The following is a 17,712-nucleotide window of genomic DNA, read 5'->3' as shown; positions in this document are numbered from 1 at the left end:
GCGTGAGGAACGATCAACACGCCCATCTGACCGACGCATGATCGTTCCCACGCTCGGCGTGGTAACGCCTTGCATGACGCTCCGCGTCGGACGCGGAGCGTCCAGGGCTGCATTCCCACGCGGAGCGTGAGGAACGATCAACACGCCCATCTGACCGACGCATGATCGTTCCCACGCTCCGCGTGGTAACGTTTTTCATGACGCTGCGCGTCGGACGCGGAGCGTCCAGGGCTGCATGCCCACGCGGAGCGTGAGGAACGATCAACACGCCCACCTGACCGACGCATGATCGTTCCCACGCTCCGCGTGGTAACGCCTTGCATGACGCTCCGCGTCGGACGCGGAGCGTCCAGGGCTGCATTCCCACGCGTTGCGTGAGCAACCATCAACACGGCCATACCGGCGCGGATTTATCCGCGAAAGGGCTTATCTGCTGAAAAGATTCATCAAACCCCTGCGTTAATCTTTTGCGGCCACGTATAGTACGGATGCGAAGCATTCTCTTTAAGCATTAGGTACGGAGTCATCCCTGTGGTCATGTTGTTCAATCGGATTAACGCCTCGGTTCTGCTGTGTTCTGCACTTCCCACTGTGGCCATGGCCGCGCAGACCGCGACCGAGTTGCCGGCCAGTGTCATCCAGTCCACGCTGGACGCCGGCAATCCCTCCACCTACACCTCGACCGAGGGCAGCACGGCCAGCAAAACCACGACCCAGAACCGTGACGAGGCGCAAACCGTCAACACCGTGGCAGCACAGACCCTGAACGACTATCAGGTCAAGGACCTCAACGACGCCATGCGCTTTGTCAGCGGTGTCTCGCAGACCAACACCCTGGGCGGCACCAAGGACGCGGTGATCAAGCGCGGTTTCGGCAGCAACGATGACAACTCCATCCTGCGCGACGGCATCCGCTCGGCCGTTGGCCGCAACCTGGGCGCCACCACCGATCACGTGGAAGTGCTCAAAGGCCCGGCGTCGCTGATGTACGGCGCGCTGGAGCCCGGCGGCCTGATCAACGTGATCAGCAAACAACCGCAGTTCACCCCCAGCACCACGCTGACCGGCTCGGGCTTCAGCGAAGGGGGCGGGTCATTCGGCCTGGACACCACCGGCGCCCTGGGCGACACCAATCTGGCGTACCGACTGATCGCCGAGCGCAGCCACGAGGATTACTGGCGCAACTACGGCGTCGACGAACACACCCTCATCGCGCCGTCGATCGCCTGGATCGGCGACCGGGCCAGTTTCTCCCTGGCCTACACCTACAACGACTATGCCAGCCCCTTTGATCGCGGCACCGTGTTCGTCAATGGCGGCCCGGCCAACATCAGCTACCGCGACCGCCTGGATGAACGCTGGGCCAAGACCGTCGGCATCAGCCAGACCACGACGGCCAAGTTCGAATACCAGCTCAACGACGCATGGCGCAGCCGCCTGACCTACGGCTGGACCGAGGACCGTTACAGCCTGTCCATCGCCCAGCCGAGCACCTTGAACGGCAACACCCTGCGGCGCATCGCCAACGGCGGGCATTACGACTACGAGAGCCGTTACACCGCGCTGGACCTGATGGGCGACCAGCAACTGTTCGGCCAGCGCCACGAGATCGTGGTGGGCGTGGACAACGAGTCGCTGGACAAATACCGCGGCAAGACCTACCGCAACGCCAGCAGTACGGCCGGGAATATCAACCTGCAAAACCCGGTCTACGGCAGGCTCGCTGAGCCGGTGACCGTGAGCGCGGCCCAGAGCAACGCCGAAAACAACCGGGTGACCAGCTCGGTGTATTTCAAGGACAACTGGCACCTCAACGACCGCTGGATTCTGGTGTTTGGCGGTCGCCAGGAACATTGGGACCAATACAGCGATCAAGGCCTGGGCAGCGCCTATGCCAAGGGCGCCGACTCCAACGGCGACAAATTCATCCCGTTCGGCGGCATCGTGTACCAGCCCACCGACACGGTGGCGCTTTACGCCAACTACAGCCGCTCGTTCGTGCCCAACGATGCGGACGACGCGGGCACCAGCTTCAAGCCCACCGAGGGGCGCAGCTACGAAGTCGGCATCAAATACACCCCGGTCCAGGCCCTCAACGTGAACCTGGCGGTCTACGACATCGTCAAGAAAAACCTGGTCAACAGCGTGCTGCAAAGCAATGGCGACAGTATCGATGAGGCCGTGGGCAAGGCGCGTTCGCGCGGCGTGGAACTGGACATCACCGGCGAAATCACCCCGGACTGGAGCGTCATCGGCACCTACGCCTACGATCAGACCCGGGTGCTGAAAAACGACGAATCCCCGGAGCAGGAAGGCAACCGATTGCCCAACGCGCCGATGCACACCGCCAGCCTCTACCTCAGCCATCGCCTGGCCCTGCCCGCTGAAACGGGCAAATGGCACGCCGGTGCCGGCGCCCGTTACGTCGGCCAGCGCCCGGGCGACGATGCCAACAGCTTCTGGATGGACAGCTTCACCGTCGCCGACGCGTTCCTGCGCTGGGACCTGCCGACTCACGACTACAAAACCAGCCTGCAGCTGAACGTCGACAACCTGTTCAACAAGGAATATTACCCGTCCACCACCGGCAGCAGCACGCTGCAGGTCGAGGAGGGTGCATTGCGGACGGCGCGCATTACCGCCAGCGTCACGTTCTAGCAAAGGCGGGTGGAGGGCGGCAGCGTTGATCACACCATCTCCATGGGAGGGGACTCTGCGTCGGCCCGGCGTATCGCGTTAGCCAAGGCTTCTAATTCTGGCCGAAGGCCGTGGGAGGGAGCTTGCTCGCGACGCCTACAGCGATGTGTGTCGGGCAGGCGTATCGCGTTGGCCAAGGCTTTTGATTCTGGCCGAAGGCCGTGGGAGGGAGCCTGCTCGCGACGCCTACAGGGATGTGTGTCGGCCCGGCGTATCGCGTTAGCCAAGGCTTTTGATTCTGGCCGAAGGCCGTGGGAGCGCGGCTTGTCCCGCGATGGGGCGCGAAGCGGCCCTGAAAAAGGCGGCAGAGGTCAGTCTGTCGAAACCGCCTGGGCAGGGTGTGCTGCCGTCCCCGACAGATCGCGAGCAAGCTCCCTCCCGCGCCTGTGCCTACGTCACAAGTAGCCGTTGAAGCGTCCCGTGCTCCCAGGTCGACAGTAAAGCCACCGGGTCGGTGCCGTACCGGTTGCCCGGTTCGAATGACCAGCGCCGGCCATCCGGGCTTTCGCAGGCTTCACAGTAGTCCAGTGCGTCGCCGTCATAGCGGATCGAGAGGGACCAGCCGTCCACGTCCACCACGACGAGGCCGGCAGGCCTCTCTTCCCGCAGAGGCGGACGCACGCGGACCATGGCGCGACGGCCCAACGTGACATCGCGCAGCAGCTGGCCCACCTCCCTGGCGGTCAGCGGCGATGGCGCGTCTGCGCTGCAATCTTCTTCTGCCACGTGGCGCTCCTGAGCCTTGGGGGTGTAACGGCAAAACCGTTACGGCGTCGGCATCATAGGCGGGGTGTAGGCCAGTGTCATGGAGAACCCCCAGAGCATCACCAGCACCAGCGGGGTATGGACCAGCAACTGGGTGAAGGTAAAGCCGACCACGTCCCGGGCCTTGATCCCCAGCACGCCCAGTAACGGCAGCATCCAGAACGGGTTGATCAGGTTGGGCAGGGCTTCGGCTGCGTTGTAGACCTGCACCGCCCACCCGAGGTTGACGTGCAACTCATTGGCGGCCTGCATCACATAAGGCGCCTCGATGATCCACTTGCCGCCGCCGGAAGGAATCAGGAAGCCGAGCACCGCCGAGTACACGCCCATCACCACCGCGAAGCTGTCGCTGTCTGCCACCGCCACGAACAGCGAGGCGATGTGGTGCGACAGGGTCGCGCCGTCGACCCCTTGCGCTTTGGTCATCATGAACGCGATGGCGCCGTACAGCGGGAACTGGATCAGCACACCCGCCACCGACGGCACCGACTTGGCGATGGCGTTGAGAAAGCGCTTGGGTCGCCAGTTGAGCAGCATGCCCAGCATCAGGAACAGGAAGTTGTAAGTGTTCAGCGAAGAGATCGCGAAGATCGGGTCCTTGGTGGTGAACTCGTTGAACAACCAGATGGCACCCAGCGCCACCAGCAACAGGGTCAGTATCGGCGAGTATTCCAGCCATTCGCCGGGGCGCCGAGGGCCCTCGGCGGCTTCGTCGGTGACGCTGAGGTCAACACCCATGTCCTGGGCCGTGCGCGCCCGTTTGCCGGTGGGGGTGGAAAACCAGGCCACCAGCAAGGACACCACGATCAGCACCGCGGCCATGGTCATCGACTGCCAGAGGAAGATGGTTTGCGAGAACGGGATGACGCCGGTGATGTCCAGCAGCGATTTGGGCAGGCTGGCGGGGTTGGCCTGTAACTGCGCCGCTGCCGAACTCAGGCCCAGCGCCCAGGTGGCGCCCATGCCCAGATAGGCCGCGGCACTGGCCGCGCGGTAGTCCATGGACAAGTCGGTGCGACGGGCCATCGCCCGCACCAGCAGCCCGCTGAAGATCAGGCTGATCGCCCAGTTGAACAGCGACAACCCCATGCTGATGAACGCCACGAAGGTCACGGCGGCACGCGCCGATTTGGGCAAGGCGGCGAGTTTTTCGATCAGCACGGAGGCGGGGGGTGAGACGGCGACGACGTAGCCGGAAATGGCCACCAGCGCCATCTGCATTGTGAACGGGATCAGGCTCCAGTAGCCGTCGCCAAACGCGCCCGCCACCGACTTCACCGAAGCGCCCGTGGCCAGCGCGCCAAACGCCACCAGCACCACGGCCAGCGCCGCGAAGATGTACGAGTCGGGAAACCAGCGTTCCGACCAGTTCGAGACGCCGACTGCAATTTTTTCAAAAAAACCGAGGCTTTCTTCGGCCTCACCGGGGTGCAATACAGACTCTTTCATAATGTCTTCCTGAAGGTTCGGGGCGGAAGGCAGCAAGGGACATGCAGGGGCAATTTCTAGTTATTGTGCGTGTTGAACGTAAACCAGTTGGGCAGCCGCCAGGTCCTCCAGGGCCGTGCCTACCGCTTTGAACACCGTGATGTGCTGATCGTCGATGCGGCCCGGGCTTTTTCCTCGGCACAGGCTTGCCAGGTCCGCGCGAATGTCTTCCATGTGCAGCACACCGCTGTGCAGCGGGCTGAGCAGGTCTCCGGCTTTCATCGGCGCTTCGTCGGTGTCGATAAACACCTCGGTGCCATCGAAGCAGGCGTCGTCACTTTCGCGCATCTGCGGGGTGAAGCCACCAATCAGGTCCAGGTGAGTGCCGGGCGTCAACCAGGCACCCAGAATCAGCGGCGCCGTCGATAACGTCGCACAGGTGATGATGTCGGCCTGTTCGCAGGCGGCGGCCAGGTCGTCGACAACCCGGGCCTGGAAACCATCGCGCTGAAGCTGATCCACCAGCCGCGCGGCGTTTGCCGCGTCGATGTCCCACACCGCCACCTGCTGGATCGGACGGACCGCGCGATAGGCGTAGGGCAAAAGACTCGCCACCCGGCCTGCGCCCACCACCAGCAGCGAACGGGCGTCGGTTCGGCTCAGGTAGTCTGCCGCCAGCGCCGAGGCAGCAGCGGTGCGCCTGGAGGTGATTTCGTTGCCGTCGATCAGCGCCAGCGGCGCACCGGTGGTGGCGCTGTGCAGCATGTACGTGGAATGCAGGCCCGGTAACCCGGCTGCGGCGTTCTGCGGAAAAATGGTGACGGTCTTGATGCCGAGGAAGCCCTGGTCGTTCCAGGCGGGCATCAAGAGCATGCAACCCGGCGCTGAGGATTCGGGATGGAGGGCATGGTTGTGCCGCAGCGGGACGTGCACCTCTTCCCGGAACGCCGCCTTCAGGGCGGGAATGAGTTGCGCGAAGGGCAGCAGCGCCCGGGTTTGTTCGGCATCAATGATCAGCATGAGTCACCTTGGTTTTCACACATATCAAGCGTCCAGCGTCAGGGCGCTGGACGGAATCGCCTGGCAGGCCAGGCAGGTCGAGGGGGTATCCGGTTCCTGGCCGTGCAGGTGCATGACCTGGCCGTGCTGCATAGTGACGGCGCAGCTTTCGCACTGGCCCACGCGACAACCGCTGGGCAGGCGCACGCCCAGTTTTTCGGCGAAGGTCAACAGCGGGCCTTCGTCGGATGTCCACCGCGCCGTGATGCCGGAGCGACTGAACGTCACGTCGTGGGCCTGGCCCGGGGTGATCACGGGCTTGACCGGTGACTTGAAGGCCTCCTGCTGGATGTCGAAGCGTGGCACCCCGCGTTCAAGCAACGCACTGCCGACCTCGGCCATCATCGCGGCCGCGCCGCACAGGTAAATCAACGGACGCTGGCGCAGCAGCGCCTTGGGAACGTGTTCGGCGCTGACCCGGCCAGCCACGTCGTAATCCTCGCCCTGGCGGTCTGACGCGGCCGGCAGGCTGTAGAAATTGACGATCTTCACCTTCGGCAGCGCGTGGGCCAGGGCCTTGAGCCGCTCTTTGAAGGCATGGGTCTCGCCGTTGCGGTTGCCGTACAGCAACAGAATGCTGGGGGTGTCCGGCTGATCGTGCAGGGATTCCAGCAGGTTCAGGAACGGGGTGATACCGATGCCCGAAGCAATCAGCAGCAATGGCCGGCGACTGTGCAGCGGCAGAATGAAATGCCCCGATGGCAAGTGCGCCAGCAGCGTGTCGCCCACTTTCAATTGATCGTGAATGAAGCCCGAGCCCAGCCCGAGTTGCGGGCTGCCTTGGGCGTCTGTCGCCATCGCCCGGCGGACCGAAATCTGATAACCCCGTCGATCCTGCACCTGCGCGCGCCCGGTCATCGAATAAGAGCGCAACGTGGGTTCGTCGGGCGTGTTCAGCTCGAGAGTGATGTGCTGACCGGGCTGGAAGTCAGGCACGGCGCCGCCGTCGCTGGCCTCGAAGCTGACCGTGGTCACGTCGGCGGCCTCGGGGGTGAGGGCCGTGACCGTGAACAGGCGCAAACCCTCCCAGCGGCACTGTTGATCGTCACTGAGGGTGTCCCGTTGCACCGTGCAGCGATAGGCGCGCAAGGGCGAAGAACCGCTGATGGGGTCGAAGGCCGCGTCGCTGACCAGGCTGTTGAAGTTGCTGCCGTGGCGGCCCTGTACCGGCAGCTCGTCCTGACCCAGGGCTTCACAGCGTTGCCACCAACCGTATTCACCGACCACCACGGACGGGTGCAAGCCCTCGACGATGCTGGCGGAAAACTTCGCCTGGCCGCTGTCGGTGGTCACCAGCACGGTGGCGCCCGCATCGATCCGCTGTTGCGCGGCCAGCGCGGCCGAGATTTCCAGGACCGGGTGCAAGGCCTTGCGGCGCAAGGACGCCAGGCTGCGGTGTTGGCTGTGACAGAAATAGCCGTTCTTGGCCGAGGTCAGCACCAGCGGGAACGCCCGGTGCAGGGCTTCCTTGCGCGGGTCGTTGGCCAGAGCGCGTGGCAGCGGGCTGTAGCCGTGGCGCAGCAGTTTTTCCGAATAGAATTCCACCAGCCCGGTGGGCGTGTTGAACCCCTGATGCCGCGGTTTTGCGGCGTACTTGCGTTCCTGATCAGGGGTCTCGATGGACACGCCTTGAGGCTGGCGGCGCAAATGCTCGACGGTCAGGCCCAGGGGCTCGAGCATGTGGTTCCAGCCGGCTTCAAGCGAGCCGCCGAAGAAATCGTCGCCCATGCCCAGGCGGGTGGCGAGGTCGAACACGATGTCGCTGTCGGACCGGGATTCACCCCGTGGCGAGACCATCTGCTGGCGCAGTTGTACGAGTCGATCGGCCTCGGCGGAGATCTCGAAACCGATGCGCAGGCCTTCGCGCTCCCACGGCGTGTTCACCGGCAAAAAGATGTCGGCGTAGCGCGCGCTGGGGGATTCGAACAGGTCGCAGTGCACGTAGAAGTCCAGCTTCTCCAACGCCTCTGCGCCCAAGTGAACGTCGGGCTGGGAGAGCAGGAGGTTGGTGCCGAAGGCCATCAGTGTGCGAATCGGGTAGGGCTGTTCATGGACGATGGCCTGATACATGTCCCGCGCCGTGACCCAGCCCTGGGACGGCGGACCCAGCGGTCGCTCGCTCAGCCCCAGCGCCTTGGCGCGTTGCTCGGGGGCCAGCAGGTCGAATGACATCACCGGGTTGTAGGGCGGTTTCTGGTAAATCCGGTTGCCGCCGTTGCGGTCGAAACTGCCGGTCAGGGCGTACAGGCAGGCGATAGCGCGGTCGGTCTGCGAAGCGTTGTCCTGCTGGCCGACGCCGGACCAGGCGTGAAACGCGACCCGCGAAGACGAGCCGATCAACGCCGCCGCCTGCGCCAGCTGCTCGACCGGCACGTGGGTCAAGGCCTCGACCCGCTGCGGCGTGTACAGCGCGCATTCACGGGCATACAGCTCGAACACCGGCGAGCATTCCAGCGCCGCGCTCGTTTCTTCCAGAAGCAGGGTGAAGCGCCCGCGCACACTGGCCTGCTCGAGGACCTCGGCGCTTAAGGCCGAGGAGGCCTCGGGTGCGTTGAGCACGGCGTTCCACACCACGTAATCCTGATCACCGGCAATGCCGATGTCGGCACACCGCAGGAAGTGGCCGTTGTCGGCTCGCACCAGCAGCGGGGCGTTGCTCCATTGACGGACGAAGGCCTGGTCAAAGGTGTTGCCGGCGATCAACAGGTTGGCAAGGCCCATGGCCAGGGCCAGATCGGTGCCGGGGCAGACGCGGAGCCAACTGTCTGCCTGCCCGGCCAGGGCGGTCTTGCGCGGGTCAACCACGATCATGCGCGCCCCGGCGGCCTGGCCTGCACCGATGGCATCGGCCTGGGCCAGCCAGGTGTTGGTGGGGTTGTGGCCCCAGAGCAGAATCAGGTCGGCCCGACGGTAATCGGCGGTGGGCATGCCGCAGCCAAAGGTGAAGGCGTGGGCGTGATCCTTGTGCCAGTTGCAGATCTCGGTGGCGTAACAGGTGTTGGGGCTGCCATAGAGCCGGATGAAGCGCTCGATCCAGTCGATGCTGTCGCTCAACGGTGTGCCGCTGGGGGTGGTCACGGCAAAGGCGACCGATTCCGCGCCCTGTTCGCGTCGCGCCCGCTCAAGACGCCCGGCCACTTCGCTCAGCGCTTCGTCCCAGGAAATCACCTGCCAGCCGGGGTCCGGGTGGTTTTTCGGGTGGGTGCGACGCATCGGGTATAACTGGCGATCAGCGCTGTGCAGCAACTCGGGCGCTGCCTTGCCCTTCAGGCACATCGCCTTGCCGGTGGGGTGGTCAGTGTCGGGGCGCACTTCAATCAGCCGGTCGCCCTCGACGGTGTTCACCGTTCCGCAGCGGGAACGGCAGAGGGTGCAATAGCCCACCTTGTCTTGCCGTTGGGTAACGCTCATGGCTGATGCACCCTTGGAGAATGTTGTGGGTCGATGGTATTACTCTGATGGCTCACATTGAAAATTCAATGAGTGTGTAATGCGATATTGAGAAAACCGATGCTTCCGACCTTGAGACAGCTGCAGTACTTCATCGCCATCGCGGACACCGGGCAGGTGTCCCGTGCGGCGCAGCGCTGCCACGTGACTCAGTCGTCGATGACAGCTTCGCTCAAGGCGCTGGAAACCACGGTGGGCGCGACGTTGTTCACCCGTCACGCGGCGGGGGTGCGATTGACGGAGGCGGGGGAGCGCTTTCTGCGCCACGCCCAACACGTCGAAATCGTGATGCGCGAAGCCATGGACTCCGTGGCCTTGCGGCCGTCACCCGCCAGCGGCCCGATCAAGATCGGCGTGACCGAAACCATTTCAGCCTACGTGCTGTCGCCGGTCATGCGAGCCCTGGAAAAGAAATTCCCCGGGCTGGTGCCGACGTTTGTCGAGCGTGAGCGCAGTGAAATCGAGGCAGAGGTGCGCCAGGGCACGCTGGAAATGGCGCTGTTGCTGGCCTCTAACCTGCCTGCCGATGAATCCCTGGAATGCCAGCCCTTGATCCGTTCACCCCGGCAGCTGTGGGGGCCGCCGGAACATCCGCTGATGACTGCCGACCGTGTGGGCCTGGCCGACGTGGCCCGGCACCGTTACCTCCTGCTGGACATGGACGAGCACGTCTCGACCGTCGACAAATACTGGGGTGAGTACAACCTGAGGCCGGATGTGGGGTTTCGCAGTTCCTCGATCGAGGCCGTGCGCAGCCTGGTGGCATCGGGGCAGGGGATCACGATTCTGTCGGACCTGGTTTACCGTCCGTGGTCACTGGACGGTCACCGTATCGTGCGGCGGCAGCTGACCGATCCAGTGCCGTCCATGGACGTCGGCCTGGTCTGGGACCCGGCGCGGTCCCACTCCCGCAATTTCTTTGAAGTGAAAAATTACCTGTCTGCCGCGTTCAAGGACATGTTGAAAACCTCGGGTTAATCGGCTGCAGGCCGCGCAGTGCAACCCGTGAGGGATTTTGGCGGCCCGGCATTATCAGATAAATCTCGTCTGAGCCGCCTACGTTATGCGATGGCGGCATATTCATAGTGAAAACAAATCGTTCGGGAACGCGGGCGTTTGATCTAGCTTAACGGCCTTCGGTAAGCCCCACAGACACCCTCTGTGAGCTGCCCACTCGTTTCAGTGAGGCCCGCCATGTCAATCTGCTCTGCCGCTCCAGGCGCTGTGTTTGACACTGCCAGCCAAGGCGCCTGCGCCTATGCCCGCATTCGTCGGGACATCCTGTCGTGCCGCCTGATGCCGGGGGTGAACATCACCGAGCCGGGGTTGATGGAAAGCTACGGCATCGGCAAAAGCAGTTGCCGCATTGCCTTGACCCGGTTGTGCCACGAACACCTGGTGACCTCCCGCCCGCGAAAGGGCTATCAGGTCGCGACCATCACCGTCAAAGACGTCGAAGAAGTGTTCATGCTGCGCGTGCAGCTGGAACCCCTGGCCGCGCGGCTCGCCGTTGGACGGGTGGATATTGAACGGCTGAAAGCGCTGGAAGCGGCGTGCCGGGTCAGGCACCCGGTGCCGTTGCCGGATCAGATCGACGTGTTCATGGATGCCAACAAGGCGTTTCACCTGGAAATCGCCCAGGCCGCCGGCAATGAACGGCTGCTGCGCACCTTGTCCAGCCTGATGGACGAAATGAGTCGCCTGGTGGCGCTGGGCTTCAACGTCCAGGGCACCAAACCCGAAATCAAGCACGACCACAACGCCATGATCGCCGCGTTCGAGGAGGGCGACGCCAAACGTGTCGAGCTGATCGCCCGTCGCCACATCGAAACCTTCCAGGCCATGACCCTGGAAAAGGTCTACGCCAGCCTCAGCGAAGCCGGTGCGTCTCTGCCCTTGCTGGCGGCGAGGTTCGCGCGATGAATGCGGCACTGGAAGTCAAACGCGAGGCGGTCGCCCTCAGCCTTGAGGGCGTTGGCAAACATTTCGATGCCCTTGAAGTGCTGCGGGATATCTCGTTCGACGTGGCCAACGGCGAGATCGTCGCCTTGCTCGGCACCTCGGGCTGCGGCAAAAGCACGCTGCTCAACATCGTCTCCGGGCTGTTGAAACCGGACCGCGGCAGCTTCGCCATCGAGGGCGAACCCGCCGCGCAGTTCCAGGACTGGCAGCGCGTGGCGTACCTGTTTCAGGAAGACCGCCTGCTGCCGTGGCGCAGCGTCAAGGCCAATGTCGCGTTTGGCCTGGAAGCCACGTCGCTCGGCAAGCACGAGCGGGCAGAACGGGTGGCGCAGATGCTGCGTCTGGTGGACCTCGAAGCGTTCGCCAATGCCTGGCCCCATCAGCTTTCCGGCGGGATGCGCAGCCGCGTGGCCCTGGCGCGCAGCCTGGTGGTGCAACCGCAGATTCTGTTGATGGACGAGCCGTTTTCCAAGCTGGACCCCCACACCCGCAGCCAGATGCATGACGAGTTGCTGCGCCTGCAGGCGCTGACCTCGATGACCGTGCTGTTTGTCACCCACGACGTTGAAGAGGCGGTGGTGCTGGCCGACCGGGTGATCGTGCTGGAACCACGGCCGGGCCGCATCCGCGCGATCAAGTCCATGAGCCTGGCCCGGCCACGGATCCCGACCGATCCGGCCGTGACCGAGCAGGTTCGTCAACTGCGGCTGGAGCTGTGAGATGCACAACGCCAAACGCTATACCAGTCTGTTCTTGCAGCGCCTTGCCCTGATCGCGGTCTTCGCCGTGCTCTGGTGGTACGCCGCCGGGCGATTGCCGTCGTTCGTGTTGCCGGGGCCACAAAAGGTGTTCGCTGCGCTCAACGCTTTGCTGCACAGCGAAACGTTTTTGCATGACGTCGGCGCCACCATGGGTCGGGTGTTCAGCGGTTTTCTCCTGGCCGTGGCGGTGGGTACGCCGCTGGGCCTGGCGTTGGGCACGAGCCGGGTGCTGGCGCGTTTCTTCGAACCGTTGCTGGCGGTATTCAACACGGTGTCTTCGGCGATCTGGGCGATTTTCGCGATCATCTGGTTCGGTATTTCCGATGCCACCACCGTGTTCGTGGTGTTCATGACCGCCATGCCGCTGATCCTGACCAATGTCTGGCAAGGCGCCCAGACCGTGGAGCGGCAGTACGTCGAACTGGCGCGCTCGTTCCGCATGTCGCGCCTGCAGATCCTGCTGAAAATTTCGCTGCCGAGCATCCTGCCGTACTTCTTTTCCGGGGCGCGCCTGGCGTTCGGCTTCGGCTGGCGGGTGTCGCTGGTGGCCGAAACCCTGGGCGCCTCGGACGGCATCGGCTATCGCCTGCGCCAGGCGGCGGATCTGGTGCAAAGCGATCAGGTGTTCGCCTGGACGGTGCTGCTGGTGGCCCTGATGTTGTTGCTCGAAGCCGGTGTGCTCAAGCCGCTGGAACGCTGGCTGTTCCGCTGGAAAACCCACAGTCTTTAACCCATAAGGTTCCGACCCATGCGTAAATTGATCATTGTCGCCGCGCTGGCTGCGACCGCTGTGTTGTCCGTTGCTGCCCACGCGGCGGACAAGGTTCGGATCGGCTACTGGACCAGCGGCGTCAGCCTGGGCTACGGCTCGGTGCTGGAAGCCAGCGATTTCCTAGCCAAGCGCGGCATCGAGGCTGAGTTCTTCCACTTCCCGGACGTCAATGCGCCGATCCGCGCCCTGGCGGCCGGCTCCATTGACCTGGCGTTCGGCGCGCCGCTGGCCGGGGTGTTCAGCTCGGCGGCCGAAGGGGTGCCGATCAAGATCTTTGCCGCCACCCAGCCGGCCGATGTGCAGTTTGTGGTCCCGGCCGACTCGCCGATCAACTCCATCGAAGCACTCATGGGCAAGAAAATCGGCATGTCGCCCGCCGGGTCTTCGGTGGCGGTGATCGCCAGCGCCGTGCTGGAAGGCAACCACGGGATCAAGGTCAACGACTTCTCCCTGGTGGGCGGCAACGAAGCACGCCTGGCGCAGTTTCTCGCACAGAAGCAAGTGGACGGCGCCGCCTTGCGCTCCGTGACCATCGCGCAACTGGGTGACGAGCTCAAGCTCAAGCGCCTGGGCAGCTTTGCGGACGAATGGAAAACCCTGACCAAGTCCGACGCGGTGCCTTACATCGGCGTCGGTGCGGTCAGCGCCAAACTGGTGGACGCCCATCCGGAAACGGTGGCGCGGGTGATTGCCGCCCTGCGCGACACCCTGGCCTGGGGTGACGCACACCCCGATGACGTGGTCGCGATCCTGAAGAAAAGCGCCAACCTCCCGGAAAACGATGCACGGGTGTACGTCGGCCAGTGGAACGCCATGAACCGCCTGGCGTTCGAGCCCCAAGACCTCGACACCCTGCGCCGCGAACATCAGGTGTTTGCCGACAGCGGCCTGATCAAGGGCGAGCTTACGGCCGACCTGTTCGCCACCGAACCGTACGCCCAATCCAAGAACCTCAAGTAATCACGGAGACAACGACTGTGAGCAAAACCATGAAAGCCCTGGTACTCGACGAACACGGCGACCTCGACCGGTTGCACGTCGTCACCAACAAGCCGGTCCCGGCCGTCAGCGCCGGGCATGTACTGATCCGCGTGGGCGCCTCGTCCTTCAACTATCACGACGTGTTCACCGTCAAGGGCATGCCCGGCATCAAGGTGCCGCTGCCGGTGGTGATCGGCCTGGACCTGGCCGGTACCGTCAGCGAGCTCGGCGACGGCGTCGAAGGCTGGCAGGTGGGCGACCGGGTGCTGATCAACCCGCTCAAGCCTGACGTCGGTCTGATGGGCGAAATGGTCGACGGCGGCATGGCCGAATACACCCTGGTCGATGCCCGTCAGTTGATCCGCCTGCCAGAGGCCGTGAGCTTCGAGCAGGCCGCCGCGCTGCCGGTGGCCTACGGCACGGCACACCGCATGCTGATCACCCACAACACGGTCAAGGCCGGCGACAAGGTGTTGATCCTCGGCGCCAGTGGCGGCGTCGGCACCGCCTGCGTGATCCTCGCCAAACTGCTGGGCGCCGAAGTCATCGCCTGTGCCGGCAGCGACGAGAAAGGCGAGCGCCTCAAGGCGCTGGGCGCCGACCACGTCATCAATTACCGCGACACCGACTTCTCCAAATGGGCCATCGGCCAATACGGCAAGCCGCAACGCCGCAACCACGAAGGCGGCGTCGACGTGGTGATCAACTTCACCGGCGGCGACACCTGGCTGCCATCACTCAAGTGCATCAAGCGCGGCGGCACCTTGCTGGTCTGCGGCGCCACGGCCGGCCACGACCCCAAGGAAGACCTGCGTTACGTCTGGAGCTTCGAGCTGAACATCAAGGGCTCCAACAGCTTTTACGAGGACAACCTGGTCGGTCTGCTGGACCTGATCGCCGAGGGCAAAATCGACCCGATCATCGACCGCGTCCTGCCCCTGGAACAGGCCGCCGAAGGCCTGGCACTGATCCGCGACCGCGAGGTGCTGGGCAAGGTGGTGGTCACGCCTTGATCGTCTGATCGCCACGCAATTCACCCGTACCGCCCGCGCTCGACCCCGCGCGGCCGGTGCCGGACCTTCTTGCTATGAAAGGAACCACTCTCATGACCGACAACACGCTGCCCACCGCTGAAGAGATCCAGGCCCGCTTGCTCAAGGCGCCGTACCACCAATGGCTTGGCCTGCACGTGCTTGACGTGGGCGAGGGCACCATCGAGCTCAGCGCCACCTGGCGCGAAGAATGGGTGGTCAACGTCGAGGGCGGCTACACCCACGGCGGCATTCTTGCAGCGCTGGTGGATTTGACCGCCGACTGGGCGCTGGTTTCGCGCACCGGGAAAGGCGTACCGACCATCGACCTGCGCGTCGATTACCACCGCCCGGCCAAAGGCGACCTGCGGGCCAGCGGCAAAGTGATCAGGTTCGGCAAGCAATTCTCGGTGGCCGAGGCGCAACTGTTCGATACCGAGGGCAACCTGGTGGCCAGCGGTCGCGGCGTGTATTCCACCCCCGTGGCGAAGGCCTGAACCATGAGCGCCGCACTGGACCATCTGGTCATCAACACCCGTTTCGACACGGATGCCGCTGCGACGCTGTTCACGCAGCTGGGCTTCACCCTCACGCCCCGTGGCCATCACTCCCTGGGCTCGATCAACCACCTGATGATGTTCGCCGAAGGCTATCTGGAACTGATCGGCTTGCCGTTGGGCACCGACACCCTGCGCCAGGAAGTGCTCGACAGCCCTCGGGGCATCGACGGGCTGGTGATCGCCACCCACGACCCGAAATCCACTCATGCCGAACTGGTGCGCGAGGGTTTCCTGGTGCAGCCGGTGCAGCATTTCTCCCGCCCCGTGGAGATCGACGGCATCAGCCGTAATGCGCGGTTCGGCACGGTACGCCTGGCGCCCGGTCAGTTCGCTGCCGGCCGCGTGTACTTCTGTCATCACGAAACACCGGAACTGGTCTGGCGCCCGGAATGGCTGGGCCATGCCAACGGTGTTACGGCTGTCGCGGGTTTGACCGTGGTCAGCGAAGACCCGGAAACGACCCGTCAGCAGTACGCCAGACTGGGCACGTTCGATGAGCGTTTCCGGCTGGACATGGTGGACGCCTCGGCGCTGGCCCTGCGTTTCGGTGACTTGGCCAGTCAGCAAACCCAGCGCCCCGAGCGCTTCGCCGCGATCACCTTGCGTGGCGCTGACCTGGCGGGGATTGCCCAGCGCGCAGCGAACCTGGGCCTCGCGCATCAGCGGGACAGCGAGCGGGTCGTGCTTGCCATTCCCGCCTTCGACACCTTGCTGGAGTTCATCCCATGATCGACGCCATTCGCAACCTGGGCGATGTGGTCGGCGCCCACAGTCCGGCTGATCAGCTGGCGTTCATGGGGCTGGACGCCGACCTGCGCGAATCGCCTTATCGCTTCGACCAACTGGATGAACTGGCCAACGGCGTGGCCCGAGGACTCAAGGCCCGCGGTTATGCGCAGGGCGACCGCATCGCGCTGCTGGGGGCCAATTCGGTGGAGTTCATCGCGGTGGTGCTGGGGATCATGCGCGCGGGTCTGGTGGCGGTGCCGGTCAATCATCGGTTCCCCAGGGCGCTGATCGAGTACGTGGTCGGCGACAGTGGCGCGCGCCTGCTGTTCTGCGATGCGGCCCATGCTGCGCTCGCGCCGGGCGATGTGCCGCAGGTGTCGTTGGTGCGCGGCAGCGGGGAAGGGCTGGATCAATTCATCGAAGCCGGTGCATTCGACTCCTTTCAGCCGGTCGAGGACGAACCGGCGATGATGCTGTACACCTCCGGTTCCACCGGCAAACCCAAAGGGGTGATCCTGAGTCATGCCGCGCATTTGTGGGTGGTGCGCACCCGCTTGCACGCAACGCCCCTGGCGCAGGAACGCGCCCTCATCGCCGCGCCCCTTTACCACATGAACGCCTTGGCCCTGGCGCTGTTGTCCCTGGCCAGCGGGGCGAGTGCCGTGCTGCTGCCACAATTCACCGCCAGCGGCTACATCGACGCCATCGAACGCTACCGCTGCACCTGGCTGACCGCCGTGCCGCCGATGATCGCCATGATGTTGCGCGAGCAGGCGCATCTGGCCCGGGCGGACCTGAGTTCGGTGCGGGTGGTCCGGATGGGGTCGGCCCCGGTCAGTGCCAGCCTGCTGGGGCAGATCCATCGTTTGTTGGCCACTGCGCGGGTCATCAATGCCTACGGCACCACCGAAGGCGGCCCGGTGGTCTTCGGTCCGCACCCGCAGGGTTTGACGAGTCCGCCGCTGTCGGTGGGCTATGCCCATCCTGACGTGCAACTGCGCCTGCGTGACGAGCACGGGCAGCTCAGCGACGAAGGCGTGCTGGAGCTCAAAAGCCCGGGCCTGATGTCCGGTTACCACAATCGGCCGGACCTGCGTGCGCCGTTCACCGACGACGGTTTCTACATCACCGGTGACGTGTTCAGCCGCGACGGCAACGGCTTCTACACCTTCGTCGGCCGGCGTGACGACATGTTCGTCAGCGGCGGCGAGAACATCTACCCCGGCGAAATCGAAAAATTGCTGGAGCGTCATCCCGCCGTGCAACAGGCCTGCGTGGTGCCGGTGGCCGATGAAATCAAAGGCTTCAAACCCATGGCGTTTGTGGTGCTCAGTGCAGGCGCCGAGGCCAGCGAGGCGCAGATCAAAGCGTTCACCCTCGAACACGCGCCGGCCTATCAACACCCCCGGCGTATCTGGTTCGTCGACGCGCTGCCGCTGGCCAGCACCAACAAAATCGACCGGCCGGCCCTGTTGCAGGACGCCACCCGGCGCCTGCAAGCCGACGCATCGGCCTGA

At 64.3% G+C, this 17,712-nt stretch carries 14 protein-coding genes; 10 read left to right on the top strand and 4 right to left on the bottom strand.

What is annotated here, in order from left to right:
* Positions 1 to 537 precede the first annotated feature (537 nt).
* Entirely contained in the window at positions 538 to 2,658 is a 2,121-nt protein-coding gene (locus tag ABQX22_RS05735; protein ID WP_349797386.1) for a TonB-dependent siderophore receptor, read from the top strand.
* Positions 2,659 to 3,087: 429 nt separating this feature from the next.
* Here the strand turns inward: ABQX22_RS05735 and ABQX22_RS05730 are convergent, their stop codons facing one another.
* From ABQX22_RS05730 to ABQX22_RS05715, 4 genes are read right to left on the bottom strand one after another with little or no spacing between them, the layout of a single operon-like run.
* Positions 3,088 to 3,423 carry a DUF7693 family protein gene (locus tag ABQX22_RS05730; RefSeq protein ID WP_349797384.1) on the bottom strand — a complete coding sequence of 112 codons (336 nt, stop codon included), beginning with the start codon at positions 3,421 to 3,423 and terminating at the stop codon, positions 3,088 to 3,090.
* Positions 3,424 to 3,462: 39 nt separating this feature from the next.
* Positions 3,463 to 4,911 (bottom strand): short-chain fatty acid transporter, encoded by a 1,449-nt coding sequence (locus ABQX22_RS05725; RefSeq protein ID WP_349797382.1) that lies wholly within the window; start codon positions 4,909 to 4,911, stop codon positions 3,463 to 3,465.
* Between the two features lie 60 nt (positions 4,912 to 4,971).
* Positions 4,972 to 5,910: an ornithine cyclodeaminase family protein gene (locus tag ABQX22_RS05720; RefSeq protein ID WP_349797380.1), complete on the bottom strand. Its 939-nt coding sequence runs from the start codon at positions 5,908 to 5,910 to the stop codon at positions 4,972 to 4,974.
* 24 nt (positions 5,911 to 5,934) lie between these two features.
* A complete protein-coding gene (locus ABQX22_RS05715) occupies positions 5,935 to 9,360 on the bottom strand; it encodes a molybdopterin-dependent oxidoreductase (protein WP_349797378.1) in 3,426 nt (1,141 codons plus the stop codon).
* Between the two features lie 99 nt (positions 9,361 to 9,459).
* On the opposite strand from ABQX22_RS05715, the gene ABQX22_RS05710 reads away from it, so the two are divergent.
* The 9 genes from ABQX22_RS05710 (at position 9,460) to ABQX22_RS05670 (ending at position 17,712) form a co-directional block, all read left to right on the top strand.
* Positions 9,460 to 10,377, top strand: a complete 918-nt coding sequence (locus tag ABQX22_RS05710; protein ID WP_349797376.1) for a LysR family transcriptional regulator — start codon at positions 9,460 to 9,462, stop codon at positions 10,375 to 10,377.
* A gap of 216 nt (positions 10,378 to 10,593) precedes the next feature.
* Complete coding sequence (locus ABQX22_RS05705) at positions 10,594 to 11,322, top strand: GntR family transcriptional regulator (RefSeq protein ID WP_349797374.1); 729 nt, start codon at positions 10,594 to 10,596, stop codon at positions 11,320 to 11,322.
* The gene (locus ABQX22_RS05700; RefSeq protein WP_349797372.1) at positions 11,319 to 12,080 is read left to right on the top strand and encodes an ABC transporter ATP-binding protein; all 762 of its coding nucleotides are present in this window, start codon (positions 11,319 to 11,321) and stop codon (positions 12,078 to 12,080) included. The genes ABQX22_RS05705 and ABQX22_RS05700 overlap by 4 nt, the downstream gene beginning before the upstream one ends.
* A 1-nt stretch (position 12,081) precedes the next feature.
* Positions 12,082 to 12,852, top strand: a complete 771-nt coding sequence (locus tag ABQX22_RS05695) for an ABC transporter permease (protein ID WP_349797370.1) — start codon at positions 12,082 to 12,084, stop codon at positions 12,850 to 12,852.
* A gap of 18 nt (positions 12,853 to 12,870) precedes the next feature.
* On the top strand, positions 12,871 to 13,854 hold the full coding sequence (locus ABQX22_RS05690) for an ABC transporter substrate-binding protein (protein WP_349797368.1): 984 nt from the start codon (positions 12,871 to 12,873) through the stop codon (positions 13,852 to 13,854).
* 29 nt (positions 13,855 to 13,883) lie between these two features.
* Positions 13,884 to 14,888: a quinone oxidoreductase family protein gene (locus ABQX22_RS05685; RefSeq protein ID WP_349797366.1), complete on the top strand. Its 1,005-nt coding sequence runs from the start codon at positions 13,884 to 13,886 to the stop codon at positions 14,886 to 14,888.
* A 92-nt stretch (positions 14,889 to 14,980) separates the two neighbouring features.
* The gene (locus tag ABQX22_RS05680) at positions 14,981 to 15,403 is read left to right on the top strand and encodes a PaaI family thioesterase (protein ID WP_349797364.1); all 423 of its coding nucleotides are present in this window, start codon (positions 14,981 to 14,983) and stop codon (positions 15,401 to 15,403) included.
* 3 nt (positions 15,404 to 15,406) lie between these two features.
* Positions 15,407 to 16,195 (top strand): VOC family protein, encoded by a 789-nt coding sequence (locus ABQX22_RS05675; protein WP_349797362.1) that lies wholly within the window; start codon positions 15,407 to 15,409, stop codon positions 16,193 to 16,195.
* Entirely contained in the window at positions 16,192 to 17,712 is a 1,521-nt protein-coding gene (locus ABQX22_RS05670) for a class I adenylate-forming enzyme family protein (RefSeq protein ID WP_349797360.1), read from the top strand. The genes ABQX22_RS05675 and ABQX22_RS05670 overlap by 4 nt, the downstream gene beginning before the upstream one ends.

The organism is Xanthomonas sp. WHRI 1810A, from assembly GCF_040202885.1.
Taxonomy (GTDB): domain Bacteria; phylum Pseudomonadota; class Gammaproteobacteria; order Pseudomonadales; family Pseudomonadaceae; genus Aquipseudomonas.
Note: the sequence above shows the minus strand (reverse complement) of the source record. Positions and strands in the feature narration are given on the sequence as shown.